Annotated in this window: 22 protein-coding genes; 9 read left to right on the top strand and 13 right to left on the bottom strand. The window is 72.2% G+C overall.

The window, feature by feature from the left end; translation table 11 throughout:
* Positions 1-35 precede the first annotated feature (35 nt).
* Complete coding sequence (locus ACF1ED_RS12345) at positions 36-656, bottom strand: heme-copper oxidase subunit III (RefSeq protein ID WP_169085597.1); 621 nt, start codon at positions 654-656, stop codon at positions 36-38.
* Between the two features lie 201 nt (positions 657-857).
* On the opposite strand from ACF1ED_RS12345, the gene ACF1ED_RS12350 reads away from it, so the two are divergent.
* The gene (locus ACF1ED_RS12350) at positions 858-1259 is read left to right on the top strand and encodes a hypothetical protein (RefSeq protein ID WP_351840904.1); all 402 of its coding nucleotides are present in this window, start codon (positions 858-860) and stop codon (positions 1257-1259) included.
* Between the two features lie 31 nt (positions 1260-1290).
* Here ACF1ED_RS12350 and ACF1ED_RS12355 read toward each other — a convergent pair whose 3' ends face one another.
* The 4 genes from ACF1ED_RS12355 to coxB form a co-directional block, all read right to left on the bottom strand.
* On the bottom strand, positions 1291-2544 hold the full coding sequence (locus tag ACF1ED_RS12355) for an Ig-like domain-containing protein (protein ID WP_391759355.1): 1254 nt from the start codon (positions 2542-2544) through the stop codon (positions 1291-1293).
* A gap of 113 nt (positions 2545-2657) precedes the next feature.
* Positions 2658-3056 carry a cytochrome c oxidase subunit 4 gene (locus ACF1ED_RS12360; RefSeq protein WP_041128840.1) on the bottom strand — a complete coding sequence of 133 codons (399 nt, stop codon included), beginning with the start codon at positions 3054-3056 and terminating at the stop codon, positions 2658-2660.
* Positions 3053-4786 (bottom strand): cytochrome c oxidase subunit I, encoded by a 1734-nt coding sequence (gene ctaD / locus ACF1ED_RS12365; protein ID WP_043222955.1) that lies wholly within the window; start codon positions 4784-4786, stop codon positions 3053-3055. Before ctaD ends, ACF1ED_RS12360 begins: the two co-directional genes overlap by 4 nt.
* Positions 4783-5748 carry a cytochrome c oxidase subunit II gene (gene coxB / locus ACF1ED_RS12370; protein WP_200426443.1) on the bottom strand — a complete coding sequence of 322 codons (966 nt, stop codon included), beginning with the start codon at positions 5746-5748 and terminating at the stop codon, positions 4783-4785. The genes ctaD and coxB overlap by 4 nt, the downstream gene beginning before the upstream one ends.
* Positions 5749-6404: 656 nt before the next feature.
* Here coxB and ACF1ED_RS12375 point away from each other — a divergent pair.
* Positions 6405-7787 carry a cysteine desulfurase/sulfurtransferase TusA family protein gene (locus tag ACF1ED_RS12375; RefSeq protein WP_391759358.1) on the top strand — a complete coding sequence of 461 codons (1383 nt, stop codon included), beginning with the start codon at positions 6405-6407 and terminating at the stop codon, positions 7785-7787.
* Positions 7788-7973: 186 nt separating this feature from the next.
* On the opposite strand, the gene ACF1ED_RS12380 is transcribed toward ACF1ED_RS12375, so the two are convergent.
* The gene (locus tag ACF1ED_RS12380; RefSeq protein ID WP_391759360.1) at positions 7974-8948 is read right to left on the bottom strand and encodes a carbohydrate kinase family protein; all 975 of its coding nucleotides are present in this window, start codon (positions 8946-8948) and stop codon (positions 7974-7976) included.
* A 130-nt stretch (positions 8949-9078) separates the two neighbouring features.
* Between ACF1ED_RS12380 and ACF1ED_RS12385 the strand changes: the two genes are divergently transcribed.
* Together ACF1ED_RS12385 and ACF1ED_RS12390 are read left to right on the top strand one after the other, a co-directional pair.
* The gene (locus ACF1ED_RS12385; protein WP_391759362.1) at positions 9079-9285 is read left to right on the top strand and encodes a hypothetical protein; all 207 of its coding nucleotides are present in this window, start codon (positions 9079-9081) and stop codon (positions 9283-9285) included.
* Positions 9286-9352: 67 nt separating this feature from the next.
* Positions 9353-10825, top strand: a complete 1473-nt coding sequence (locus ACF1ED_RS12390; protein ID WP_391759364.1) for a hypothetical protein — start codon at positions 9353-9355, stop codon at positions 10823-10825.
* 93 nt (positions 10826-10918) lie between these two features.
* Here the strand turns inward: ACF1ED_RS12390 and ACF1ED_RS12395 are convergent, their stop codons facing one another.
* Positions 10919-11275: an iron-sulfur cluster assembly accessory protein gene (locus tag ACF1ED_RS12395; protein WP_031006968.1), complete on the bottom strand. Its 357-nt coding sequence runs from the start codon at positions 11273-11275 to the stop codon at positions 10919-10921.
* A gap of 226 nt (positions 11276-11501) precedes the next feature.
* Here ACF1ED_RS12395 and nadA point away from each other — a divergent pair, with 226 nt between their 5' ends.
* Complete coding sequence (gene nadA, locus ACF1ED_RS12400; protein WP_391759367.1) at positions 11502-12692, top strand: quinolinate synthase NadA; 1191 nt, start codon at positions 11502-11504, stop codon at positions 12690-12692.
* A 76-nt stretch (positions 12693-12768) separates the two neighbouring features.
* On the opposite strand, the gene ACF1ED_RS12405 is transcribed toward nadA, so the two are convergent.
* The 5 genes from ACF1ED_RS12405 to ACF1ED_RS12425 form a co-directional block, all read right to left on the bottom strand.
* A complete protein-coding gene (locus tag ACF1ED_RS12405; RefSeq protein WP_391759369.1) occupies positions 12769-15927 on the bottom strand; it encodes an efflux RND transporter permease subunit in 3159 nt (1052 codons plus the stop codon).
* A gap of 157 nt (positions 15928-16084) precedes the next feature.
* Entirely contained in the window at positions 16085-16768 is a 684-nt protein-coding gene (locus ACF1ED_RS12410) for a response regulator (RefSeq protein ID WP_391759371.1), read from the bottom strand.
* Positions 16765-18009 (bottom strand): sensor histidine kinase, encoded by a 1245-nt coding sequence (locus ACF1ED_RS12415; RefSeq protein WP_391759373.1) that lies wholly within the window; start codon positions 18007-18009, stop codon positions 16765-16767. Before ACF1ED_RS12415 ends, ACF1ED_RS12410 begins: the two co-directional genes overlap by 4 nt.
* A 166-nt stretch (positions 18010-18175) precedes the next feature.
* Positions 18176-18454, bottom strand: coding sequence for a hypothetical protein (locus ACF1ED_RS12420; protein WP_391759375.1), 279 nt, complete (start codon positions 18452-18454; stop codon positions 18176-18178).
* Between the two features lie 41 nt (positions 18455-18495).
* Positions 18496-19293: a PspA/IM30 family protein gene (locus ACF1ED_RS12425; protein WP_079021937.1), complete on the bottom strand. Its 798-nt coding sequence runs from the start codon at positions 19291-19293 to the stop codon at positions 18496-18498.
* Positions 19294-19573: 280 nt separating this feature from the next.
* On the opposite strand from ACF1ED_RS12425, the gene ACF1ED_RS12430 reads away from it, so the two are divergent.
* The 3 genes from ACF1ED_RS12430 (at position 19574) to ACF1ED_RS12440 (ending at position 22335) form a co-directional block, all read left to right on the top strand.
* A complete protein-coding gene (locus ACF1ED_RS12430) occupies positions 19574-20176 on the top strand; it encodes a DUF3043 domain-containing protein (protein WP_391759378.1) in 603 nt (200 codons plus the stop codon).
* 65 nt (positions 20177-20241) lie between these two features.
* Positions 20242-21018, top strand: a complete 777-nt coding sequence (locus tag ACF1ED_RS12435; RefSeq protein WP_391759764.1) for a class I SAM-dependent methyltransferase — start codon at positions 20242-20244, stop codon at positions 21016-21018.
* Positions 21019-21255: 237 nt separating this feature from the next.
* Complete coding sequence (locus ACF1ED_RS12440; protein WP_391759380.1) at positions 21256-22335, top strand: S1C family serine protease; 1080 nt, start codon at positions 21256-21258, stop codon at positions 22333-22335.
* Between the two features lie 104 nt (positions 22336-22439).
* Here ACF1ED_RS12440 and ACF1ED_RS12445 read toward each other — a convergent pair whose 3' ends face one another.
* On the bottom strand, positions 22440-22646 hold the full coding sequence (locus ACF1ED_RS12445) for a hypothetical protein (RefSeq protein ID WP_043222929.1): 207 nt from the start codon (positions 22644-22646) through the stop codon (positions 22440-22442).
* Between the two features lie 91 nt (positions 22647-22737).
* Between ACF1ED_RS12445 and ACF1ED_RS12450 the strand changes: the two genes are divergently transcribed.
* Positions 22738-23940: a bifunctional adenosylcobinamide kinase/adenosylcobinamide-phosphate guanylyltransferase gene (locus ACF1ED_RS12450; RefSeq protein WP_391759382.1), complete on the top strand. Its 1203-nt coding sequence runs from the start codon at positions 22738-22740 to the stop codon at positions 23938-23940.
* The last annotated feature ends 38 nt before the right edge of the window (positions 23941-23978 follow it).

Consider the following 23978-nt stretch of genomic DNA (forward strand, 5'->3'; position numbering starts at 1 on the left):
CTGGATGTCGGTCCGCCGTGACCGGCGGTGACCGACTACTTGATCATGTAGATCGTGGCGAAGAGGCCGATCCAGACGACATCGACGAAGTGCCAGTAGTAGGACACGACGATGGCGGCGGTTGCCTGCTCGTGAGTGAACCTCTTGGCGGCGTACGTCCGGCCGAGGACCAGCAGGAAGGCGATGAGACCGCCCGTCACGTGCAGGCCGTGGAAGCCGGTGGTCAGGTAGAACACCGTGCCGTACGGGTCCGACGAGAGCGAGAGGCCCTCGTGCTTGACCAGCTCGGTGTACTCCAGGACCTGGCCGCCGATGAAGATCGCACCCATCACGAACGTGATGATGAACCACGTCCGGAGCTTCTTCACGTCGCCCCGCTCCGCGGCGAAGACGCCGAGCTGGCAGGTGAGGGAGGAGAGCACCAGGATCGTGGTGTTGGTCGCCGAGAACGGGAAGTTCAAGGCCGCGGCCTTTTCCGCCCAGAACTCGGGACCTGTCACCGATCGCAGGGTGAAGTACATCGCGAAGAGGGCCGCGAAGAACATCAGCTCGGAACTCAGCCAGATGATGGTTCCGACGCTGGTGAGGTTCGGTCGATTGACCGACGGGTGCGCGTGCCCGGTATCTACTGTCGTTACTGTCGCCACGACCGACATTATGTCGGTCGCTTATCCCGCCCTCACTCCGGGGGGTGCCGTTCGGAGTGTCAGAGGGGTGTGTCCAGCCCGAACGGCCCATCGCGAGGCCCTCCCGGCACCCTTCGAACAGGTGTTGAACGGGTGTTGACGGGGTGTGGAGCGGAGTAGGCTCCGCGCACCGGTCGAGGACGACCGGCCCGCCTTCCGGACGGAGGAACGATGCAGTCGAGTGCCACGGTCCTGGTCTACAGCGATGACGCGAACACCCGGGAGCAGGTCCGGCTCGCCGCCGGGCGGCGGCCCGCGGCCGACGTGCCCCCCGTGGAGTTCGTGGAGTGCGCGACGCTCCCGGCCGTGCTGAAGCGGCTGGACGAGGGGGGGATCGACGTCTGCGTGCTGGACGGCGAGGCCGTCCCCGCGGGCGGCATGGGCGTCTGCCGGCAGATCAAGGACGAGGTCTTCCGGTGCCCGCCGGTGCTGCTGCTCATCGGCCGCCCGCAGGACGCCTGGCTGGCCACCTGGAGCCGCGCGGACGCCGCCGTCACCCTTCCGGTGGAACCTGTCGAGTTCGCGGCGTCCCTGGCGGCCCTGCTGCGCTCGCGCCTGTCGATCGACGCGTAGCGCTTCGCCCCTCCGGGGCCGAAGGCCCGGGCTAGAGAGTGGGCCGGAGGCGGGCCTTGGCGTCGTGGGTGGCCGTGGGGTCGCCCTCCTCGGCCACCAGGGCGCTGCCCCGGCGCCACTTCTCCCAGGTCAGGTTCCAGTCGCCGAAGCCGTTGCCGAAGGGGTCCATCATCTCGCCGGAGCTGTTGACGGTGCGGACGATGTCGCCGGCTCGGACGGTCTCGTAGAACCAGGCCGCGTTGCCGGTGGACATGCCCACGCAGCCGTGGCTGACGTTGGCGACGCCCTGGGAGCCCACGGACCAGGGCGCGGCGTGCACGTACTCGCCGCTCCACGTGACCCGGGTGGCGTAGTACACCGGCAGGTCGTACGACTCCGAGCTGCCCTCGGAGATGCCGATGCTGGTGCCGCGCATCCGGACGTAGTACTCCTTGCCGAGCACCACTTTGATCCCGTTACGGGTGGAGAAGCCCGGTTTCCCGGTGGTCACCGGAATGGTGTTGATCACTTCCCCGTTGCGCTTCACGGTCATCTGGTGCGACCCGGCGTCGGCGACGGCCTCGATCCGGTCGCCGATCTTCAGCCGGAGCGGCTTGGACGGGCCGCCGTAGAGCTTGTCGCCGACCCGGAGGCCGTCGAGGTTGCCGGTGACGGAGACGAGCGCGCCGGCCGGCCAGTACTCCTTGGGCCGGAAGTGGAGCTTCTTGTCGTCCACCCAGTACCAGGAGCCCTCGACGGCGGGCGTGGAGCGGACCTTGAGGGCGCGTTCGACGACGGCGCGCGCGGCCCGGTCCTTGACCGGGAGGCTGAGTTCGGCCGTGATCGGCTGCCCGACGCCGTAGGTGCCCGCCTCCGGCCCGAAGGTGACGGTCAGAGCCCGTTTGGCCGGAGCCGTCTCGAAGGTGTACGTACGGGCTCCTGGGGCGCCGTCCGCGTCCTCCGTGGCCACCCTGACGGTGTAGCGGGTCCCGGCGGCCAGGGAGGCCGTGGAGCGCCACGTGCGCCCGTCGGCGGTGAGTTCGCCCGCCAGGTGGCGGCCGGCCGCGTCGGTGGCGGTCACGTCGCTGATCCGCCCGTCGTCGCCCCTGGAGGTGATCTCCAGCGGCTTCTCGGGGTCCAGCCGGGTGCCGTCGGCCGCCGCGAAGACGATCCGGTCGGCCGCGTCGTAGGGGCTCGCCGACAGCGGGTGCCCGTCCGGGCCCGCGCACGCCGTCGCGCCGACGGTGACGGCGAGGGCCAGGAGGGCGCAGTTCAGAACAGTCCGAATGCGCGGCGTGTCGTTCATGACCTCACGCTAAGGACAGTTCCGCGCGCGGGCGCGCCGGGCGCGGCAAAAGAGGGGCCCGGCCGCTTCGCGTACGAAGTGACCGGGCCCCTCGGGGGTGTTACGGGGTACCGCTACTGGTTCTGGTTCTCACCGCGGTAGAACTCGAAGACCCAGCCGAACAGGCCGACGAGGATCAGCGGCGCGGAGAAGTACAGCAGCCACCAGCCCATCGCGATCGCGAGGAAGGCGAGGGCACCGCCGATGGCCAGCGACAGCGGCTGCCAGCTGTGGGGGGCGAAGAAGCCCACCTCGCCGGCCTCGTCCGCGACGTCGGCCTCCTTGTCGTCCTGCGCCATCGCGTCGACCCGCTTGGCCGTGAAGGCCAGGTAGTAGCCGATCATGATGGCCAGGCCGAAGGCCAGGAAGAGCGCCGTCGTGCCGACCGGCTCCTTGGACCAGACGCCGTAGAGGATCGCCATGGCAAGGATGAAGACGCTCAGCCAGATGAACATCTTGCCCTGGATCTTCACTTGCCGGCCTCCTTGCTGCCCGTGAGGGCCGCGGCCTCGTGCGGCTTGTTCTCGAGCTGGTCGACAGCCGCGATCTCAGGGTGGTGCAGGTCGAACGCGGGCGATTCCGAACGGATCCGCGGCAGCGTGAGGAAGTTGTGCCGCGGCGGCGGGCAGGAGGTCGCCCACTCGAGCGAACGGCCGTAGCCCCACGGGTCGTCGACCTCGATCTTCTTGCCGTACTTGGCGGTCTTCCAGACGTTGTACATGAACGGAAGGATCGACAGGCCGAGCAGGAAGGACGAGATCGTCGAGATCGTGTTCAGCGCGGTGAAGCCGTCGGCGTCCAGGTAGTCCGCGTAACGACGCGGCATGCCCTCGGCGCCCAGCCAGTGCTGCACCAGGAACGTGCCGTGGAAGCCGATGAACAGCGTCCAGAACGTCATCTTGCCGAGCCGCTCGTCCAGCATCTTGCCGGTGAACTTCGGCCACCAGAAGTGGAAGCCGGCGAACATCGCGAAGACGACGGTGCCGAAGACCACGTAGTGGAAGTGCGCCACGACGAAGTACGAGTCGGAGACGTGGAAGTCCATCGGCGGCGAGGCCAGGATGACACCGGTCAGACCACCGAAGGTGAAGGTGATCAGGAAGCCGATCGTCCACAGCATCGGCGTCTCGAAGGACAGCGAGCCCTTCCACATCGTTCCGATCCAGTTGAAGAACTTCACGCCGGTCGGTACGGCGATGAGGAACGTCATGAAGGAGAAGAACGGGAGGAGCACGCCACCGGTGACGTACATGTGGTGGGCCCACACGGTCACGGACAGACCGGCGATCGCGATCGTCGCGGCCACCAGACCGATGTAGCCGAACATCGGCTTGCGGCTGAAGACCGGGATGATCTCGGAGACGATGCCGAAGAACGGCAGGGCGATGATGTACACCTCTGGGTGTCCGAAGAACCAGAAGAGGTGCTGCCAGAGCAAGGCTCCGCCGTTGGCCGCGTCGAAGACGTGGGCACCGAACTTGCGGTCCGCCTCCAGGGCGAACAGCGCGGCCGCCAGGACCGGGAAGGCGAGCAGGACCAGGACACCGGTCAGCAGCACGTTCCAGGTGAAGATCGGCATGCGGAACATCGTCATGCCCGGGGCGCGCATGCAGATGATCGTGGTGATGAAGTTGACCGAACCGAGGATCGTGCCGAAGCCGGAGAAGGCCAGACCCATGATCCACATGTCGGCGCCGACGCCCGGCGAGCGGACGGCGTCCGACAGCGGGGAGTAGGCGAACCAGCCGAAGTCGGCCGCACCCTGCGGGGTGAGGAAGCCGGCCACCGCGATGATCGAGCCGAAGAGGTACAGCCAGTAGGCGAACATGTTCAGCCGCGGGAACGCCACGTCGGGCGCGCCGATCTGCAGCGGCATGATCCAGTTGGCGAAACCGGCGAACAGCGGCGTCGCGAACATCAGCAGCATGATCGTGCCGTGCATCGTGAACGCCTGGTTGAACTGCTCGTTCGACATGATCTGCGTACCCGGACGGGCCAGCTCGGCGCGCATGAAGAGCGCCATGAGGCCACCGATGCAGAAGAACACGAACGAGGTGACGAGGTACAGGGTACCGATCGTCTTGTGGTCGGTGGTGGTCAGCCACTTCACCACCACGTTGCCGGGCTGCTTGCGGCGGACGGGCACCTCGTTCTCGTACGAGTCCTCAGCCGCGGCACCCTTGGTTTCGTTGGGGATGCTCACAGTTGGTTCTTCTCCGCGTTCCTGGCCGGGTCCGTCTGCTCGATGCCGGACGGGATGTAGCCGGTCTGACCCTTCTCGGCCAGCTCCTTCAGGTGCGCCTGGTAGCGCTCCGGGGAGACCACCTTGACGTTGAAGAGCATCCGGGAGTGGTCGACACCGCACAGCTCGGCGCACTTGCCGAGGAAGGTGCCCTCACGGGTCGCGGTGACCTCGAAGGCGTTGGTGTGACCCGGGATGACGTCCTGCTTCATGAGGAAGGGGACCACCCAGAAGGAGTGGATGACGTCACGCGAGGTGAGGACGAAGCGGACCTTCTCGCCCTTCGGCAGCCACAGGGTCGGGCCCGGGTTGCCGGTCTGCGGGTTCCGGTCGCCGGGGATGCCGGCGTCGTAGACGCCGCCCGCGTTGTCCGGGAACTGGTCGATGAACTTGTCCGGGATGGACGCGAGGTTCTCGTCCGTCTTCGCGTCACCCTCGACGCCGGGCACGTCCTCGATGTAGTTGAAGCCCCAGCTCCACTGGTAGCCGACCACGTTGACCGTGTGGGCAGGCTTCGGGGAGAGCTCGAGGAGCTTCGACTCGTCGCGCGCGGTGAAGTAGAAGAGCACCGAGACGATGATGAGGGGGGTGACCGTGTACAGCGCCTCGATGGGCATGTTGTAGCGGGTCTGCGGAGGTACCTCGACCTTGGTCCGGCTGCGCCGGTGGAAGATGACCGCCCACAGGATGAGGCCCCACACCAGGATTCCGGTGAGGAGCGCGGCGGCCCAGGATCCCTGCCACAGGGAGAGGATCCGAGGCGCCTCTTCCGTGACGGGGGTGGGCATGCCGAGGCGAGGGAAGTCTTCCCAGTTGTACGAGCAGCCGGTGGCTGTCGCCAGGATCAGGCCCGCAGTCAGCACCTGCGGCAGCTTCCGCCGCATCGGGCGCCGCGACGAGCGGTCGGAGCCGTTGGGACTCACGTAGCGCCTTCCCGAGAGTCTCGGCCCGCGTTGGTCGGCCACGGCCGTCCGTCTCGCTGGTCGGTCGCCGCCCCGGCCGCGGGCAGGGGTTTGGATGTTTATGCGGACCAAACCCTACTGGACGCTATTTGGGGTCGCGCGGGGAGGGTGCCCAACGCGCCGTCCGAGTCCCCGAAGGGGTGGACGCAAGCGTTCCGACGGAGGAGCGGAAGCGCCCGTTCGGGGGTCTCCCGGCGTTCCGGCGACGGTCTGGCGGCGGTTGGGGGCGGGGTTCTGACGGGGGCTCATCCGGGTCGGCGGGGGCGGCACGGACGTGGCCGGGGCGGCGTGTCGGCGGTCGGTGGTCGGGGGGGCGTGCGGTGGTCGGGGGCGTGTCGGAGGGCGGGCGGCGTGTCGGAGGGCGACAGAGCAGGGGTCCCCGGCCGGGGCGGCGCGTCCGGGGTCGGTGGGGAGGGGGTCCCGGTCGGCGGGCCGGGGCCTGCGGCCGACGGGGAGGGGGCCGCGGTCGGCGAGGAGGGGGCCGCGGCGATGTGGCGGGGGGCGCCGGGGCGCCAGGGCCAGACGGTACCGGTGGCGCCGGTGGCGCCGGTGGCGCCGGTGGCGCCGGTGGCGCCGGTGGCGCCGGGAGGCAGGGGTTCAGGCTCTACCGTGGGCGGATGCCGTACTTCGACGCCGCGTCCGCCGCCCCCCTGCACCCCGTCGCCCGCCAGGCGCTGCTCGCCGCCCTCGACGAGGGGTGGGCCGATCCGGCCCGGCTCTACCGGGAGGGGCGGCGGGCCCGGCTGCTGCTCGACGCGGCGCGGGAGGCCGCGGCGGAGGCGGTGGGCTGCCGCCCCGACGAACTCGTCTTCACTCCTTCGGGGACCCGCGCGGTGCACTCGGGCGTGTCGGGCGCGCTCGCCGGGCGCCGGCGGGCCGGCGGGCGGCTGGTGGTCTCGGCCGTCGAGCACTCCTCGGTGCTGCACGCGGGCGAGGCGCACGCGGCGGCCGGCGGGACGGTCACGGAGGTTCCGGTCGGCCGGACCGGGGCGGTGGACCCGGAGGTCTTCGCGGCGGAGCTGGGCGAGGGGACGGCCCTGGCCTGCCTCCAGACCGCCAACCACGAGGTGGGCACGGAACAGCCGGTGGCCGAGGTCGCGGAGGCCTGCCGGGCGGCCGGGGTGCCGCTGCTCGTGGACGCGGCCCAGTCGCTGGGCTGGGGGCCGGTGCCGGCGGGCTGGTCGCTGCTGGCGGCGAGCGCGCACAAGTGGGGCGGGCCGGCCGGGGTGGGCCTGCTGGCGGTGCGCAAGGGCGTGCGGTTCGCGCCGCAAGGCCCCTCCGACGAGCGGGAGTCGGGCCGCGCGCCCGGCTTCGAGAACCTGCCCGCGATCGTCGCGGCGGCGGCCTCCCTGCGGGCGGTACGGGCCGAGGCCGTGGCGGAGGGCGCCCGGCTGCGGGGCCTGGTCGACCGGATCCGGGCGCGGGTGCCGGAGCTGGTGCCGGACGTGGAGGTCGTCGGCGACCCGGTGCGGCGGCTGCCCCACCTCGTCACCTTCTCCTGTCTGTACGTCGACGGGGAGACGCTGCTGTCGGAGCTGGACCGGGAGGAATTCTCCGTTTCATCCGGTTCGTCGTGTACGAGCTCGACGCTGACGCCCAGCCATGTGCTGCGCGCGATGGGCGTCCTGAGCGAGGGGAACGTCCGGGTCTCGCTGCCGGCCGGCACGCGGGAGGCGGACGTCGACCGCTTCCTCGCGGTGCTGCCGGGGGTGGTGGCGTCGGTGCGGGAACGGCTGGGCACCGCGCCGGTCGCCGCGGAGCCGGCCCTCGCCGAGGAGCTGGTCGTCGACGCGCTCGGGAAGCGGTGCCCGATCCCGGTGATCGAGCTGGCGAAGGTGATCGGGTCGGTGCGGGTGGGGGGGACGGTGACGGTGCTGTCGGACGACGCGGCGGCCCGGCTGGACATCCCCGCGTGGTGCGAGATGCGGGGGCAGGAGTACGTGGGCGAGGGCCCCTCCCCCCAGGGCGCCCCCGCGTACGTCGTCCGCCGCACCGCCTGACGGCCCCGGGCCGCGCCCGCACCCCTGCGGAGCCGTGCGGCAGGTGCGGGTTCGGGCGCGGAAAGCCCGGGCCCGGTCAGGGGCGCCGCCCCCGTGCCCACCCGCCCCGCCCCAGCGGGACGAGTGCCCACAGCGACGGCGGGTGCGGCTAGTACGGGGGTGCCGCGGCTTCCCGCGCAGACGGGGTCAGGAGAGGTGGGACTGGAGTTCCGCGGTGGCTTCGTGGCCGTAGGCCTTGGTGAAGCGGTCGATGAAGTTGGTGCGTCGCAGGGTGTATTCCTGGGTGCCGAGCGTCTCGATGACGAGCGTGGCCAGCATGCAGCCGACCTGCGCCGCGCGCTCCAGCCCGACGCCCCAGGAGAGGCCCGTCAGGAAGCCCGCGCGGAACGCGTCGCCGACGCCGGTGGGGTCGACCTTGGCCTCCTCCTCCGGGCAGGCGACCTCGATGGACGGCTCTCCGGCGCGCTCGATGCGGACGCCGCGCGAGCCGAGCGTGGTGACGCGGTGCCCGACGCGGGACAGGATCTCCTCGTCGGTCCAGCCGGTCTTCGCCTCGATGAGGCCCTTCTCGTACTCGTTGGAGAAGAGGTAGGTCGCGCCGTCGAGGAGGGTGCGGATCTCCTCGCCGTCCATGCGCGCGATCTGCTGGGAGAAGTCCGCGGCGAAGGGGATGTCCCGGGCCTTGCACTCCTCGGTGTGGCGGAGCATCGCCTCGGGGTCGTCGGCTCCGATGAGGACGAGGTCGAGGCCGCCCACGCGGTCGGCGACGGCCTTGAGCTCGATGAGGCGGGCCTCGCTCATGGCACCGGTGTAGAAGGACCCGATCTGGTTGTGGTCCTTGTCCGTGGTGCAGACGAAGCGCGCGGTGTGCAGGACCTCGGAGATGCGGACCGAGCCGGTGTCGACGCCGTGGCGGTCGAGCCAGGCGCGGTACTCGTCGAAGTCGTAGCCGGCCGCGCCGACGAGGATCGGGTTGCCGCCGAGCTGGCCCATGCCGAAGCAGATGTTGGGGCCGACGCCGCCCCGGCGGACGTCGAGGTTGTCCACGAGGAAGGAGAGGGACACCGTGTGGAGCTGGTCGGCCACCAGCTGGTCGGCGAACCGGCCGGGGAAGGTCATGAGGTGGTCGGTGGCGATGGAGCCGGTGACTGCGATACGCACGGCTGGGTGCTCCTGCGGGTAATGGGTGAGGACGATCCACGGTATCCGCTGCGGGGCGCGCTGCCGAACAGTGGAAACTACCCCAGAGTAGGGCTTTTCTCCGGAGGCGGGTGGTGCGTACGGTGCGCCCATGACCCCGTATCCCGCTCCCCGCGAGCGACACGAGTCCGAACTGAGCCTCGCCGAGCTGCGCGGCGCCGGTGCCCGGATGGTCCCGCACTGGGTGACGCCGGCCGATCCGGCGCCCGCCCCCGTCTCCCCCGCCGCGATCCACGGCGTGGTCGTCCCGGACGCGTCGGCGCGGCTGATCGCCGCCACCGCCGAGTACGGCGGCTGACGGGACGGAACCGACCGGGCCCCCGCCCCGTCCCACCGGTGTCCGAACGACACGAGGGAGCGTTGCGGTGACCGGTACGGAGAGCGGACGCGGGCGGCGGACCGCGCTCGTCGCCACGGTGGCGGCGGGTGTGCTGCTGGCCGGTGGCGGCGGGCTGTATCTGACCGCCTCCGGTGACGAGGGAGACGGCGGGGGTACGGCCTCCCGGGCCGCGGACGCGCCCGCGCCGCCGCCCCTGCGGCTCGGGGGCGGGAGCGGCGGTACGGGCCCGGGCGCGGGGATCGCGCCGGGCGAACCGGACCCGGGCGGCGGCCCGAACGGGACGGTCTACAGAGCCGAGGGCCCACTCCCCCAAGGGCCCTCGTCGGCCGCGGTCCACCGGCCGAAGGGCCTGGTCACCTCGGAAGAGGTGACCAGGCTGGCCGGGGCGCTCGGCATCGGCGGGAGCCCGGAGCGGGTCGGGGGCGTGTGGACGATCCGGCCCGAGAAGGACGGCCGGGGGCCGCGCCTGGACGTGTCGCGGCACGCCCCTGGGAACTGGACCTACTCCTGGTACGACGGCGGTCCGGCCGGCGACACCTGTCTGAAGGGGAAGGCCTGTCCGCCGCCGGGCGAGGCGAAGCCGCCGGCCGGCGGCTCCCCGGTGAGCGAGGCCGCGGCGAGGGCCGCGGCGGCGCCGGTGCTCAAGGCACTGGGACAGGACGGCGCCAAGGTGTCGGCGACGCAGGTGATGAACGGCTCGGTGCGGGTGGTGAACGCCGATCCGGTGATCGGCGGGCTGCCCACGTACGGCTGGTCGACGGGGCTGCACATCGGCCCGGACGGGCGGCCGGTGGCGGGCAGCGGGACGCTGAAGGAGCCGGCGAAGGGCGAGACGTACCCGGTGGTGTCGGCGGAGCGGGCGCTGGCGCGGCTGAACGAGGAGTCGAAGGGCACCGGTCCGATCGGGATCGGCGGCTGCGCCACGGACCCGCCGGCCGGAGAGCCGCAGGCCCCCGGCGGACCCGGGAAGGACGCGCCGTGCCAGACGGTCGTCGACCCGGCGACACCGCGCGAGGTGCCGGTGACCGGTGCGGTGCTCGGCCTGGCGGCGACGGACACGGCGGACGGGCGGGCGCTCGTGCCGACGTGGCTGTTCACGGCCGATCCGGCGGACTCGGCGGCGTACACGGTGACCTCGACGGCGGTGGCGCCGGAGTTCCTGGTGCCGCCGGCGACGCCGTCCCCCGAGCCCACGCCGGACGCGCCGGACCCCTCCGAGGGGGCGGCGCCGGTGCGGCGGATCGAGTCGTTCACCGTGGGGGGTGACGGGCGGACGCTGGCGGTGACCTTCTGGGGCGGGGCGTGCAGCACCTACACCGCGCACGCCTCGGAAGACCCGCGCCGGGTGGAGGTGCGGATCGACGAGAAGCCGGACGAGCCCGGCCGTGCCTGCATTCTGATCGCCGAGGAGATCACCGTGGAGGTGACGCTGGAGGCGCCGCTGGGCGACCGGCCGGTGGTGGACGCGGCGAGCGACGAGGCCGTGCCGCGACGGTAGGGCCGTGCGGCCCGGGCTCCGGGCAAGCGAAAGGGCGGTGGCCCGGGAGGTCGGTCTCCCGGGCCACCGCCCTCTTCACCGCTCGGCGGCGGCTCAGCTGAAGGAGTCGCCGCAGGCGCAGGAGCCGGTGGCGTTCGGGTTGTCGATCGTGAAGCCCTGCTTCTCGATGGTGTCGACGAAGTCGATGGAGGCGCCGCCCAGGTACGGGGCGCTCATGCGGTCGGTGACGACCTTGACGCCGTCGAAGTCCTTGACGACGTCACCGTCGAGCGAACGCTCGTCGAAGAACAGCTGGTAGCGCAGGCCGGAGCAGCCACCGGGCTGGACGGCGACACGCAGCGCGAGGTCGTCACGGCCCTCCTGCTCCAGCAGAGCCCTGACCTTGGCCGCGGCGGCGTCGGTGACGATGATGCCGTCGGTGACGGTGCCGGTCTCGTCCGATACGGACATCTACATCTCTCCCGGGTTGTACGGAGACTGCTTGCCGACGGTGACAACCGGCGGTGCCCCGGATTCATTCCGGGTCGGGTGGGATTTCCCTCCTCCATGCTCGCACATGCCGCCAGGAGGCGCGGAGGGCGAATGCGTCACATCGACACTATGGCCATCGTCAGGATGACGTGAAGGGGTTATGATAGATAGCGTCAATTAGACGAAAAGGTTCCCCGAAGAAAGGGTGCGTGACGTGACCACCGCCCAGACCCCCCTGGACGTCCAGCCGACGCCGCTCGCCCTCCTGCTGCTCGGCCGCGAGGCCGACCCCAAGAGCGAGCGCGGCGTGGAGTGTCCCGGCGATCTGCCGTCTCCCTCCGACCCCGACCTGGTGGAGCGTGCCCGCGCGGCCAAGGAGAAGCTCGGGGACAAGGTCTTCGTCCTCGGCCACCACTACCAGCGTGACGAGGTCATCCAGTTCGCCGACGTCACCGGTGACTCCTTCAAACTCGCGCGTGACGCCGCCGCCAAGCCGGAGGCCGAGTACATCGTCTTCTGCGGCGTGCACTTCATGGCCGAATCGGCCGACATCCTCACCGGCGACGACCAGAAGGTCGTCCTGCCGGACCTCGCGGCCGGCTGCTCGATGGCCGACATGGCCACCGCCGAGCAGGTCGCCGAGTGCTGGGACGTGCTCACCGAGGCCGGCGTCGCCGGGGTCACCGTGCCCGTCTCGTACATGAACTCCTCGGCCGACATCAAGGCCTTCACCGGCAAGCACGGGGGCACGATCTGCACCTCGTCCAACGCCGAGCGGGCCCTGGACTGGGCCTTCGAGCAGGGCGAGAAGGTGCTCTTCCTGCCCGACCAGCACCTGGGCCGGAACACCGCCGTCCGCGACATGGGCATGTCCCTGGACGACTGCGTGGTCTACAACCCGCACAAGCCGAACGGCGGGCTCACCGCCGAGCAGCTGCGCGCCGCCAAGATGATCCTGTGGCGGGGTCACTGCTCGGTGCACGGCCGCTTCTCGCTGGAGTCGGTCGAGGACGTCCGCGCCCGGATCCCCGGGGTGAACGTGCTGGTCCACCCGGAGTGCAAGCACGAGGTCGTCGCCGCCGCGGACTACGTGGGCTCGACCGAGTACATCATCAACACCCTGGAGGCGGCCCCGGCCGGCTCGAAGTGGGCGATCGGCACCGAGCTGAACCTGGTCCGCCGGCTGGCGAACCGTTACGCCGAGCAGGGCAAGGAGATCGTCTTCCTCGACAAGACGGTCTGCTTCTGCTCGACCATGAACCGGATCGACCTGCCGCACCTGGTGTGGACGCTGGAGTCGCTGGCCGAGGGCAACCTGGTCAACCGGATCGAGGTCGACAAGGAGACCGAGGCCTTCGCGAAGCTGGCGCTGGAGCGGATGCTGGCACTGCCGTAACGGTTCTCCGGTACGTACGTACGCAGAAGGGGCGCCCCGCACGCGCGGGGCGCCCCTTCCGTCTGCCGCCCCGGGCTCAGTCGAGCGCGTCCAGCAGGGTGGCGTCGAGCGGGGAGACCTCCGGCTGCCGCGGGACCTCCGCGTCGTCGCCCTTCCCGAGCGTCTTCTTCGCGCCCTTCTTCGCCGCCTTCTTCTTCGCGCGGCGCTCCTTGCGGAGTTCGACCATCGCGTAGAGCGTCGGGACGAGGAGGAGGGTCAGCAGGGTCGAGCTGATCAGGCCGCCGATCACGACCACGGCGAGCGGCTGGGCGATGAAGCCGCCCTCGCCGGTGATGCCGAGGGCCATCGGCAGCAGGGCGAAGATCGTCGCCAGGGCGGTCATCAGGATCGGGCGGAGCCGGTGCCTGCCGCCCTCGACGACGGCCTCCACTACGCCGTACCCCTGGGCCCGGTACTGGTTGATCAGGTCGATCAGGACGATCGCGTTGGTCACGACGATGCCGATGAGCATCAGCATGCCGATCATCGCCGGGACGCCCATCGCGGTGCCGGTGGCGACCAGCAGGCCGATGGCGCCGGTGGCGGCGAACGGGATGGAGACCAGCAGGATCAGCGGCTGGATCAGCGACCGGAAGGTCGCGACCAGCAGCATGAAGACGATCGCGACGGCCGCGAGCATCGCGAGGAACAGGTTGAGGAAGGCCTCGTTCTGGTCCTCGGAGACACCGCCGACGGAGGCCGAGGCGCCCTCCGGCAGGTCGAGCGCGCTGATCTTCGACTGGAGCGCGGTGCCGACGGCGCCGGTGTTGTCCGTGGTCGGCTTGGCCGTGATCGTCGCCGCGCGGGCGCCGTCGATCCGGGTCATGGAGACCGGGCCCGGGACGAGCTCGACGGTGGCGATGTCACCGAGCTTCACCGGACCGAGGGGCAGCGCCTTCAGCTGGTCGAGGGTGGTGGCCGGGGTGGCCGAGGTGATGAGGACGTCCCGCTCGGTGTCGTCGAGGGTGGCCTTGGCGGCGGGGGTGCCGCGGACGGCCTGGGCGACGATCATGCCGAGGCTCGCGTCGTCGAAGCCGGCGTCGGCCGCCTTCTCGTTGGCCCTCACGGAGACCCGCGGGACCGACTGGGAGAGGTCGCTCTGGACGTCGGTGACGTCCTTCAGCTCCGCGACGGCCTTCTGGACCTGCTCGGACGCCTTCTGGAGCAGCTCCCGGTCGCCGGCCTTCACCACGACGCTCAGGTCCTGGCTGGCGAAGCCGTCGCCGGCCGCGATCGAGGTGTCGCCGACGCCGTCGAGCTTCCCGAGCGCCGACTCGATGGAGTCACGGGTCTTCTCGTACGAGGCGGACTCCTCCAGGGTCACCTGGAAGGACGCCTGGTTGGCGCCGGTGCCGCCGCCGAAGGCCGCCATGAAGCCGGAGGAGCCGACGGTGACCTGGTAGTCCTTGACGCCCTCGGTGTCCGCGAGGACCTTCTCGATCTTCTTCGCGGCCTCGTCGGAGGCGTCCAGGGAGGTGCCGGGGGCCAGCTTCTGCTTGACCGTCAGGACCGGCTGGTCGCCCTGGTCGAAGAAGTTGGTCTTCATCAGCGGCGCCATGCCGAAGGTGACGACCAGGACGACGAGGGCGATGGCGACGCTGGTGAGGCGGCGGCGGGTGGCGAACCGCAGCACCGGCACGTACGCCCGCTGGAGGCGGCTCTTCGCCTCCTTCTCCTCGGCGAGCCTGCGGGCCTCGTCCGGGTCCTCGGAGGTGCCCTTGGGGGCGCGGAGGAACCAGTACGAGAGCACCGGGACGACCGTCAGCGACACCAGCAGCGAGGCCAGCAGGGCGGCCGTGACGGTGAGGCTGAAGGAGCCGAACAGCTCGCCGACCATGCCGCCGACCAGGCCGATCGGCAGGAAGACGGCGACGGTGGTGAGGGTCGAGGAGGTGACCGCGCCGGCCACCTCCTTGACCGCCGTGATGATCGCGGACTGGCGGTCCTCGCCGTAGCCGAGGTGACGCTTGATGTTCTCCAGGACCACGATCGAGTCGTCGACGACCCGGCCGATGGCGATGGTGAGCGCGCCGAGCGTCAGCACGTTGAGGGAGAGGTCGCGGGTCCACAGCACGATCAGCGCGAGGACGACCGAGAGCGGGATGGAGACCGCGGTGACCAGGGTCGAGCGGATCGAGGCGAGGAAGACCAGGATCACCAGGACGGCCATGACGAGGCCGAGGGCGCCCTCGGTGGTGAGGCCGGAGATCGACTTGGCGACGGCCGGGCCCTGGTCGGAGACGACGGTCAGCTCGGCGCCCGCGCCCAGCTGCTTCCGCAGCTCGGGGAGCTTCTCCTCGACGGCCTCGGAGATGGCGACGGCGCTGCCGTCCTTGTCCATGGTGGCCATGACGGCGAGGCTGGGCTTGCCGTCGGTGCGGGTCAGCGAGACCCGGGCGGACTCCTCCTGCTCGACGGTGGCGACGTCGGCCAGCCGGACCGCCTTGCCCTTGGCCGGCTTGACGCGCAGGTCCTGGATCTGCTGGAGCGAGGTGAAGCCGCCGCCGACCTGGACGGTGCGGCTCTTGCCGGCCTCGGAGAAGGAGCCGGCGGGCATGGTGCCGCCGCCGTTCTGCAGGGCCTGGGCGAGGTTCATCGAGGTCAGGCCGGCCGCGGCGAGCTTGCGCTCGTCGGGGGTGACGGAGACCTGGAGGTCCTGCACGCCGTCGATGCTGACCTGGCCGACGCCGTCGATGTCCTCCAGGGCCGGGACGACGGTCCGCTCCAGCTGGTCGGCGAGGGCCTGCTGGTCCTTGTCGGAGGTGGCGGCGAGGACGACGGTCGGGATGTCGTCGGTGGAACCGGCCACGACCTGCGGGTCGACCGACTCGGGCAGCACGGCCCGGGCGCGGTTGACGGCCTGCTGGACGTCGGCGACGAGCTGCTTGGTGGACTCGTCCCCGTAGTCGAAGGAGGCCATGATGACGGCGCTGCCCTCGGAGGCGGTGGAGGTGATGCCCTTGAGGCCGTCGACGGCCTTGAGGTTGTTCTCCAGCGGCTCGACGACCTGCTTCTCGACCACGTCGGGAGAGGCGCCCTGGTACGGGGCGATGATCGAGACCATCGGGAGCTCGATCGACGGGAACAGCTGCTGCTTCAGCTGGGGTATCGCGATCAGTCCGAAGACGATGGCGACGATGGACATCAGCCCGATCAGGGCCCGTTGCGCGAGGCTGAATCTGGACAGCCAGGACATGGGGTCTCTCTTCTGTGGCGTACTCGTCGGCAGGCGGCGGGCAGCCAGGAGCGCCCCCCAGCCCCCAGGATCGGCCATCGGCGACCGGAATTCCTCGGCCCCCGGGCCCGTTTCCCGGGCCGCGCGTACCGCGTCCGCAGTACGCGGCGGGGGAGGGTCACTCCCCCCTCGGGCGTACCAGCCCCGTCTCGTAGGCGGTGACCACCAGCTGGGCGCGGTCGCGGGCGCCGAGCTTGGCCATGGCACGGTTGACGTGGGTCTTCACGGTGAGCGGGCTGACGTCGAGCCGTTCGGCGATCTCGTCGTTGGAGAGGCCGCCGCCGACGAGGACGAGGACCTCGCGCTCCCGGGCGGTGAGCGCGGCGAGCCGGCCGGCGTCCGCCCCCGCGCCGGCCGGGCCGGTGGCGGCGCTCTGCGCGAGGAAGGTGGTGATCAGGCCCTTGGTGGCGGCCGGGGAGAGCAGCGCCTCGCCCGCGTGGGCGATCCGGATCGCGCCGAGCAGCTCCTCGGGTTCGGCGCCCTTGCCGAGGAAGCCGGAGGCGCCGGCGCGCAGCGACTCGACGACGTACTCGTCGATCTCGAAGGTGGTGAGCATGACGATCCGGACGTCGGCGAGTTCGGGGTCGGCGGTGATCGCGCGGGTGGCGGCGAGGCCGTCGGTGCCGGGCATCCGGATGTCCATGAGGACGACGTCGGGCCGTTCGCTGCGGGCGAGGGCCGCGGCCTGGGCCCCGTCGGCGGCCTCCCCGACGACCTCCATGTCGGGCTCGGAGTCGACCAGCACCCGGAAGGCGCTGCGCAGCAGGGCCTGGTCGTCGGCGAGCAGCACCCGGATCGTCATCTGTCCTCCCCCGCCTCCCGGGCCGTCCCGGGCGTCAGCGGCAGTATCGCCTGCACCCGGAAGCCGCCGCCGTAGCGGGGTGCGGTGGTGAGGACGCCGCCGAGCGCGGTGACCCGCTCGCGCATGCCCAGCAGCCCGTGGCCGCCGGAGGGTTCGGGGGCGGGGCCGGTGGGCGGGGCTCCGTCGTCGAGGACGGTGATCTCGACCGTACGGCCCACGAGGACGACGCTCACCTCGGCGCGGGCGTCCGGTCCCGCGTGCTTGCGGACGTTGGTCAGGGCCTCCTGGACGATCCGGTACGCGGCCAGGTCGACGGCCGCCGGGAGCGGCCGGGCCCCGTCGGTGCGGGCCAGCGAGACGGGCAGGCCGGCCTTGCGGAAGCTGTCGAGGAGCCCGTCGAGCACCGCGAGGCCGGGGGCGGGCTCGGTGGGGGCCGCCGGGTCGCCGGACTGGCGGAGCAGGCCGACGGTGGCGCGCAGCTCGTCGAGGGCGGAGCGGCTGGCCTCGCGGACGTGGGCGAGCGCCTCCTTGGCCTGGTCGGGGCGCTTGTCCATGACGTGGGCGGCGACCCCGGCCTGCACGTTGACCAGGGCGATGTGGTGGGCGACGACGTCGTGGAGGTCGCGGGCGATCCGGAGGCGCTCCTCCGCGACCCGCCGGCGGGCCTCCTCCTCGCGGGTCCGCTCGGCGCGCTCGGCCCGCTCCCGGATGGCGTCGACGAAGGCGCGGCGGCTGCGGACGGCGTCGCCCGCGGCGGCCGCCATGCCGGTCCAGGCGAAGACCCCGAGGTTCTCCTGGGCGTACCAGGGGGTGGGGCCGAAGGCCATGGCGGCGACGGCGAGCACGGTCATGGTGGCGAGGCCGACGCGCCAGGTGGTGGGGCGGTCGGTGCGGGAGGCGACGGTGTAGAGGGCGACGACGACGCCGATGGTGACCGGGGCCGGGCGGTTCTCGCCGAGCAGCTCGACGAGGGCGAGCGCGGAGGTGAGGGCGAGGACGGCGAAGGGCCTGCGGCGGCGGAACACCAGGGCGAGGGCGGCGACGAGCATCATCCCGACCCCGGGGAGGGTGGGGGCGCGGTCGCCGAAGGTGGGGCCGGTGGCGCTGCCGTGGGGGTCGGTGAAGGAGGCGGCGATCATCGCGACGAGGACGCCTCCGGCGAGGGTGGCGTCGAAGGCGAGGGGGTGGTCGCGGAAGCGGTCGCACAGGCGGGCGGCCAGGCGGGGGCGGGTGGGGGTCACCGGGGAACGGTACGGCGGGTCGCGGGTCTCATGGAACGGTGCGGGTCCTGGGGGCGGGCAGTACGGATCCGGCGGCGCCGGTGCGCCGTCCCGGTGCGCCCCCGAGGACTCCGGCCAGGGGCACCCCCGGGCGGAACGCCCGCCCGCCCCGTGGGGAGGGCGGGCGTCAGCCGGGGATCAGGCCGTCGTCGGAGAGCATCTCCCGGACCTCGTCCAGGGTCGCCTCGGGGGACGGGAGGATGAGTTCCGAGGGTTCCAGGACGTCGTCGGGAAGGGGGCCGCCCAAGCGGCGGACGGCGTCGAGGAGAGCCGCCAGGGTGCGGCGGAAGCCTTCCTCGTCGCCCGACTCCATCTCGGCCAGCAACTCGTCGTCGAGCCGGTTCAGCTCGGCGACGTGGCTGTCGGCCAGCTCGCGCTGGCCCTCCCCCATGATCCGTACGATCATGACGCCGTCCTTAGTCCTCGCTGCTGCCCGTCACGTGCCCGTCACTGCTTGTCGAAGCGCGGGTGGGACTGCTGCTGGTTCTGCTGCGGGGCGCCCTGGGCGCCGCCCTCGATGGCCTGCTGCTGCGCCGAGGGGCCGCCGGCCAGCTCGGCCTTCATGCGCTGGAGCTCCAGCTCGACGTCCGTGCCGCCGGAGAGGCGGTCGAGCTCGGCCTGGATGTCGTCCTTGGCGAGGCCCGACTGGTCGTCGAGCGCGCCGGAGGCGAGGAGCTCGTCGATGGCGCCGGCCCGGGCCTGGAGCTGGGCGGTCTTGTCCTCGGCCCGCTGGATGGCGAGGCCGACGTCGCTCATCTCCTCGGAGATGCCGGAGAAGGACTCGGCGATTCGGGTCTGGGCCTGGGCGGCCGTGTAGGTGGCCTTGATGGTCTCCTTCTTCGTGCGGAAGGCGTCGACCTTGGCCTGGAGCCGCTGCGCGGCGAGGGTCAGCTTCTCCTCCTCGCCCTGGAGCGTCTGGTGCTGCACCTCCAGGTCGCTGACCTGCTGCTGGAGCGCGGCGCGGCGGGACAGCGCCTCGCGGGCGAGGTCCTCGCGGCCGAGCGCCAGCGCCTTGCGGCCCTGGTCCTCCAGCTTGGCGGACTGGCCCTGCAGCTGGTTCAGCTGGAGTTCGAGCCGCTTGCGGGAGGTGGCGACGTCGGCGACGCCCCTGCGCACCTTCTGCAGCAGCTCCAGCTGCTTCTGGTAGGAGTAATCGAGGGTCTCGCGCGGGTCCTCGGCCCGGTCAAGGGCCTTGTTCGCCTTCGCGCGGAAGATCATCCCCATACGCTTCATGACACCGCTCATGGGCTTCGCGCGCCCCCTTCTGACGGACGTGGCACCGGCTCTTCGACAGGATCCACAGTACGGGCCCTGCTTCTATTACCGCACTGTTCGGAGCGGGATGCGCTCCTCCCCAAGGACGACTGGCGCCCTCCGCTCCTCCGGCGGGAGGAGTAGACGGATCTCCGGGAGACCCCCGGGGCCGCCCGTCCTCGTGTGCGTACCGGCTACGACGCCGGCTGTGAGCGGATCGTTCCCTCCCGGACTGGGGTTCCATGCCCGCCACCCCGTACCCTTGGGTTTTGTGTTCCGTAGCCGTTCGAAGGATGAGAAGGCCCCCACCGAGAAGGTGACGGCGGACCTCTCCAAGCAGCCCCGCGACCCCGAGGCCCCCAAGGGCCGCCCGACCCCGAAGCGGAGTGAGGCCCAGACCCAGCGTCGTCGTGCGCAGACCGTCCCGCTCGACCGCAAGGAGGCCGCCAAGCGCCAGCGAGAGGCGCGGCGGGCCGACCTGACCCGTCAGCGCGAGGCGCTGAACAGCGGTGACGAGCGTTATCTGCCGGCCCGTGACAAGGGACCGGTGCGCCGATTCGTGCGCGATTTCGTCGACTCGCGCTTCGCGATCGCCGAGTTCTTCCTGCCGATGGCCGTGGTCATCCTCGTGCTCTCGCTCTTCGGCAACACGAACCGTTCCCTCCAGAACATCTCCCTGCTGCTCTGGCTCGGTGTGATCATCCTGATCGTCATCGACTCGATCGGCATCTGGATCCGTCTGCGGAAGCAGCTCAACGAGCGCTTCCCGAACGAGCCGAAGCGCGGCGCGATCGCGTACGGCCTGATGCGCACGCTCCAGATGCGCCGTCTGCGGCTTCCGAAGCCGCAGGTCAAGCGCGGAGAGCGGCCCTGAGCGCGGACGGCTCGGTCTCCGGCGGGCACGCCTTCGGCGTGTCCGCCACCGGGGCGGGCGGTCCGGTGCTGCCCGCGGTCGTCCACTGGCCCGCCGGCCACGGCGGGCTCCGGGACACCATCCGGCAGGAGATCGTCGCCCGCCAGGTCGACGAGCAGATAACCGGCCGCTACCCGGTGGGCCAGCGGCTGAGGATCCTCGACGCGGGCATGGGGGCCGGTACGCAGGCGCTGCGGCTGGCCCGGGCCGGTCACACCGTCACGGGCCTGGAGGCCGACCCCGAGCTGCTGAAGGCGGCCCGGGACTCGCTGGCGACCGAGCCGGCCGGGATCCGCGAGCGGGTCCGGCTGATCGAGGGCGACGGCCGCGAGACCGGCGTCCACTTCCTGCCGGGCAGCTTCGACGTGGTCCTGTGCCACGGGGTGCTCATGTACGCCGACGAGCCGGACGCCCTGCTGGCGGGCCTGGCCCGGATGCTGGCGCCCGGCGGCCTGCTCTCCCTGGTGGTACGGAACGCGGACGCCCTCGCCATGCGGCCGGGGCTCGCCGGGGACTGGGCGGGCGCGCTGGCCGGCTTCGAGACGGACGTCTACCAGGACGACGACGGCGTGAAGGTGCGGGCCGACCGGCTGGAGGCGCTGACGGCCACGCTCGCGGGGATCGCGGCGCCGCTGCACGCCTGGTACGGGGTGCGGGTCTTCACCGACGGGGTGCCCCTGGAGGCGGGACTGCCCGCCGCCGAGGAGCTGGAGCGGCTGCTCGCCGCCGAGGAGCGGGCGGGCCGGACCGATCCGTACCGGCGGGTCGCGGCGATGCTGCACCTGTGCGGGGTGCGGGGCTGACGCCCCTTCACGACACGGCCGGGGGCCGGGGCGCCGACGCGGCGCGCCGGCCCCTTCGCGTACCGCCTGCTCCCGGACCGTACCCCTGCCCGGCCGGGGAGGAAGTACACCCGCTCGGCCCACGGGGGCGCGCCCGTCCGCTCCGCGGGGGGGCACAGCCGTCCGTCCGCCGGGAGGTACGCCTGTTCGGAGGCGTCCACCGGGACGGACGAAGGGGGCGGAACGGATACTCCGGACATGGATGTCACCCGTGCCCGCTCCCGTGCCCGACGCCTCGCCCTCCCCCTCGCCGCGGGGTTCTGCGCCACCGCGCTGACCGCCGGCTGCTCCGCCGACTCCGGGGCGCCCGCCGCGCCGGAGCGGACCACCTCGCAGGCGGCGGCCCCGCGCGCCGCCAACGACCTCCAGGACGACTACCAGGCCGTCATCAAGGACGTCCTGCCGTCCGTGGTGCAGATCGACGCCTCCGAGAGCCTCGGCTCCGGGGTCGTCTACGACGACCGGGGGCACATCGTCACCAACGCGCACGTGGTCGGCGACGAGACGTCCTTCCGGGTCACGGCCGCGACCGGCGGGCAGCCGGTGGCGGCCCGGCTGGTCGCCGCCTACCCGGAGCAGGACCTCGCGGTGATCCGGCTGGAGTCGGTGCCCGACGGGCTGAAGCCGGCCCGGTTCGGCGACTCGTCGGCGGTCCAGATGGGCCACATCGTGCTGGCGATGGGCTCCCCGCTGGGCCTGTCCGGCAGCGTCACCCAGGGCATCGTCTCCGCCACCGGCCGCACGGTCAGCGAGGGACGGACCGGCGGCGGCACCGGCGCCACCATCGGCAACATGGTGCAGACCTCGGCCGCGATCAACCCCGGCAACAGCGGCGGCGCGCTGGTCGACCTGGACAGCGAGGTCATCGGCATCCCCACGCTGGCGGCCAGCGACCCCCAGATGGGCGGCGGCTCGGCGCCCGGCATCGGCTTCGCGATCCCGGCGTCCATGGTGAAGACGGTCGCCGACCAGATCATCAAGGACGGCAAGGTCACCGACTCGGGCCGGGCGGCCCTCGGCATCACCGGCCGCACGGTCCTCGACGACTCCTACGAGCCGATGGGCGTGGCGGTGGTCGAGGCCGAGCCGGGCGGCGCGGCGGCGGACGCGGGGCTGCGCGCGGGCGACGTCATCACCCGGCTCGCCGACGACGACATCACGACCATCACCTCCCTCGCGGAGTCCCTGGCCGACCGCAGCCCCGGGGACGTCGTGGCGGTGACGTACGTGCGGGGCGAGGCGACCCGCAAGGCGGACGTCACGCTCGGCGAGATGTGAGCGGGGCGGGGGGCCGCGGACGCGCGAGGGGCGGGACCCCCGGGTCCCGCCCCTCGTGACCGCCGGACCGCGGGGCCGGGCCCCGCGGTCCGGCGGTCACCGCGTCACTCCCCCGCGTCCAGCGGCATCGGGCCGTAGATCTTCGCGGTGTCCTCGGAGAGGGTCACCTGGTCCGCGCCGCCGGCGAGGAGGTCGCGCCAGTGTTCGCCGAGCCAGCTCTCGGCGTCCCCCTGGGTGCCGAACTCCTCCGGGGTCACCACCGGCACGACCTCCGTGCCGTCGGACTTCTCGAACCGCCACGTCCATGCCATGTCCGCCTCCTGGGGCTCACCGGATGATCGGTTTCCTGCCCGCAGCGTAGCCGGGCGAGCACCGCGCGCGGGGGCGCGGGAGGATCAGTGCGTGGAACTGACTCTGCTCGGCACCGGCTCTCCGCTCGGCCTGCCCCGCCCCGACTGCCCCTGCGCGGTGTGCGCGCGCTCCCGCGGCACGCGCGCGCGTGCCGCGACCGCCCTGCTCGTGGACGGGGCGCTGCTGCTGGACCTCACCCCGGGGGCGGCGCTCGCCGCGGCCCGCGCGGGGCGTTCGCTGGTGGGGGTGCGGCAGGTGCTCCTGACGCATCCGCACGACGGTCCGCCGGTGGAACTGCCCGCCGGGCTGCCGACGGCGGGGCGGGTGCCCGACGGGCGGGAGCTGACGCTGATCAGCGGGCACCGGGTGCGGGCGGTGCCGATGGACTCCCCCGGGACCGGCTACGAGGTGGTGTCGGCCGAGGGCGAGCGGCTGCTGTACCTGCCGCGCGGCGGGGCGCCGGCCGGGCTGGCGGAGAACCACACGGAGCCGTACGACCTGGTGGCGGCCGACGTGACGGGCCGGCCGGACGCGCTGGCCCGGCTGCGGGCGGCCGGCGCGGTGGGGCCCGGCACGGAGGTGATCGCCGTCCACCTGGACCACGACGCGCCGGCCGGCGCGGAGCTGGACCGGCGGCTCGCGGCGGCCGGGGCGCGGGCGGTGCCGGACGGGACGGTGCTGTACCTGGGCGAGTACCACGAGCCGCCCGGGGTGCCCCGGCGGACGCTGGTGACCGGCGGGGCGCGGTCGGGGAAGTCGGTGGAGGCCGAGCGGCGCCTGGAGACCTTCCCCGAGGTGGTGTACGTGGCGACCGGCGGGACCCGGGAGGGCGACCCGGAGTGGGCGGAGCGGGTGGGCCTGCACCGGGAGCGGCGGCCCGCCTCGTGGCGCACCGCCGAGACCACCGATCTGGTGCCGCTGCTCGCGGAGGACGGCCCGGCGCTCCTGGTCGACTGTCTGTCCCTGTGGCTGACGGACGCCATGGACCGGGTGGGTGCCTGGGACGACGCCGTGTGGGAGGAGAGCGGGCGGGCTGCCCTGCGGGAGCGGACGGCGGAGCTGGTGGCGGCGGTGCGGACGACCCGCCGCACGGTGGTGGCGGTGACCAACGAGGTCGGTTCGGGCGTGGTGCCGGCGACGGCGGCCGGGCGGCGGTTCCGGGACGAGCTGGGGCGGCTGAACGCGGCCTTCGGGGACGAGTGCGAGCAGGTGGTGCTGGTGGTCGCCGGTCAGGCGCTGGTGCTGCGCGGGTAGGGTGCTGATCCCGATGGGCCTGTGTGCCGAACCTCGCT

This window comes from Streptomyces sp. NPDC014656 (assembly GCF_043084305.1).
Taxonomy (GTDB): Bacteria; Actinomycetota; Actinomycetes; order Streptomycetales; family Streptomycetaceae; genus Streptomyces.

Coding starts and splice junctions, on each gene's coding strand:
- ACF1ED_RS12345 (WP_169085597.1), bottom strand. CDS start 656: ATGTCGGTCGTGGCGACAGTAACGACAGTAGATACCGGGCACGCGCAC.
- ACF1ED_RS12420 (WP_391759375.1), bottom strand. CDS start 18,454: ATGATCGTACGGATCATGGGGGAGGGCCAGCGCGAGCTGGCCGACAGC.
- ACF1ED_RS12355 (WP_391759355.1), bottom strand. CDS start 2,544: ATGAACGACACGCCGCGCATTCGGACTGTTCTGAACTGCGCCCTCCTG.
- ACF1ED_RS12375 (WP_391759358.1), top strand. CDS start 6,405: ATGCCGTACTTCGACGCCGCGTCCGCCGCCCCCCTGCACCCCGTCGCC.
- ACF1ED_RS12440 (WP_391759380.1), top strand. CDS start 21,256: ATGGATGTCACCCGTGCCCGCTCCCGTGCCCGACGCCTCGCCCTCCCC.
- ACF1ED_RS12405 (WP_391759369.1), bottom strand. CDS start 15,927: ATGTCCTGGCTGTCCAGATTCAGCCTCGCGCAACGGGCCCTGATCGGG.
- ACF1ED_RS12385 (WP_391759362.1), top strand. CDS start 9,079: ATGACCCCGTATCCCGCTCCCCGCGAGCGACACGAGTCCGAACTGAGC.
- ACF1ED_RS12410 (WP_391759371.1), bottom strand. CDS start 16,768: ATGACGATCCGGGTGCTGCTCGCCGACGACCAGGCCCTGCTGCGCAGC.
- ACF1ED_RS12445 (WP_043222929.1), bottom strand. CDS start 22,646: ATGGCATGGACGTGGCGGTTCGAGAAGTCCGACGGCACGGAGGTCGTG.
- ACF1ED_RS12350 (WP_351840904.1), top strand. CDS start 858: ATGCAGTCGAGTGCCACGGTCCTGGTCTACAGCGATGACGCGAACACC.
- ACF1ED_RS12395 (WP_031006968.1), bottom strand. CDS start 11,275: ATGTCCGTATCGGACGAGACCGGCACCGTCACCGACGGCATCATCGTC.
- ACF1ED_RS12425 (WP_079021937.1), bottom strand. CDS start 19,293: ATGAGCGGTGTCATGAAGCGTATGGGGATGATCTTCCGCGCGAAGGCG.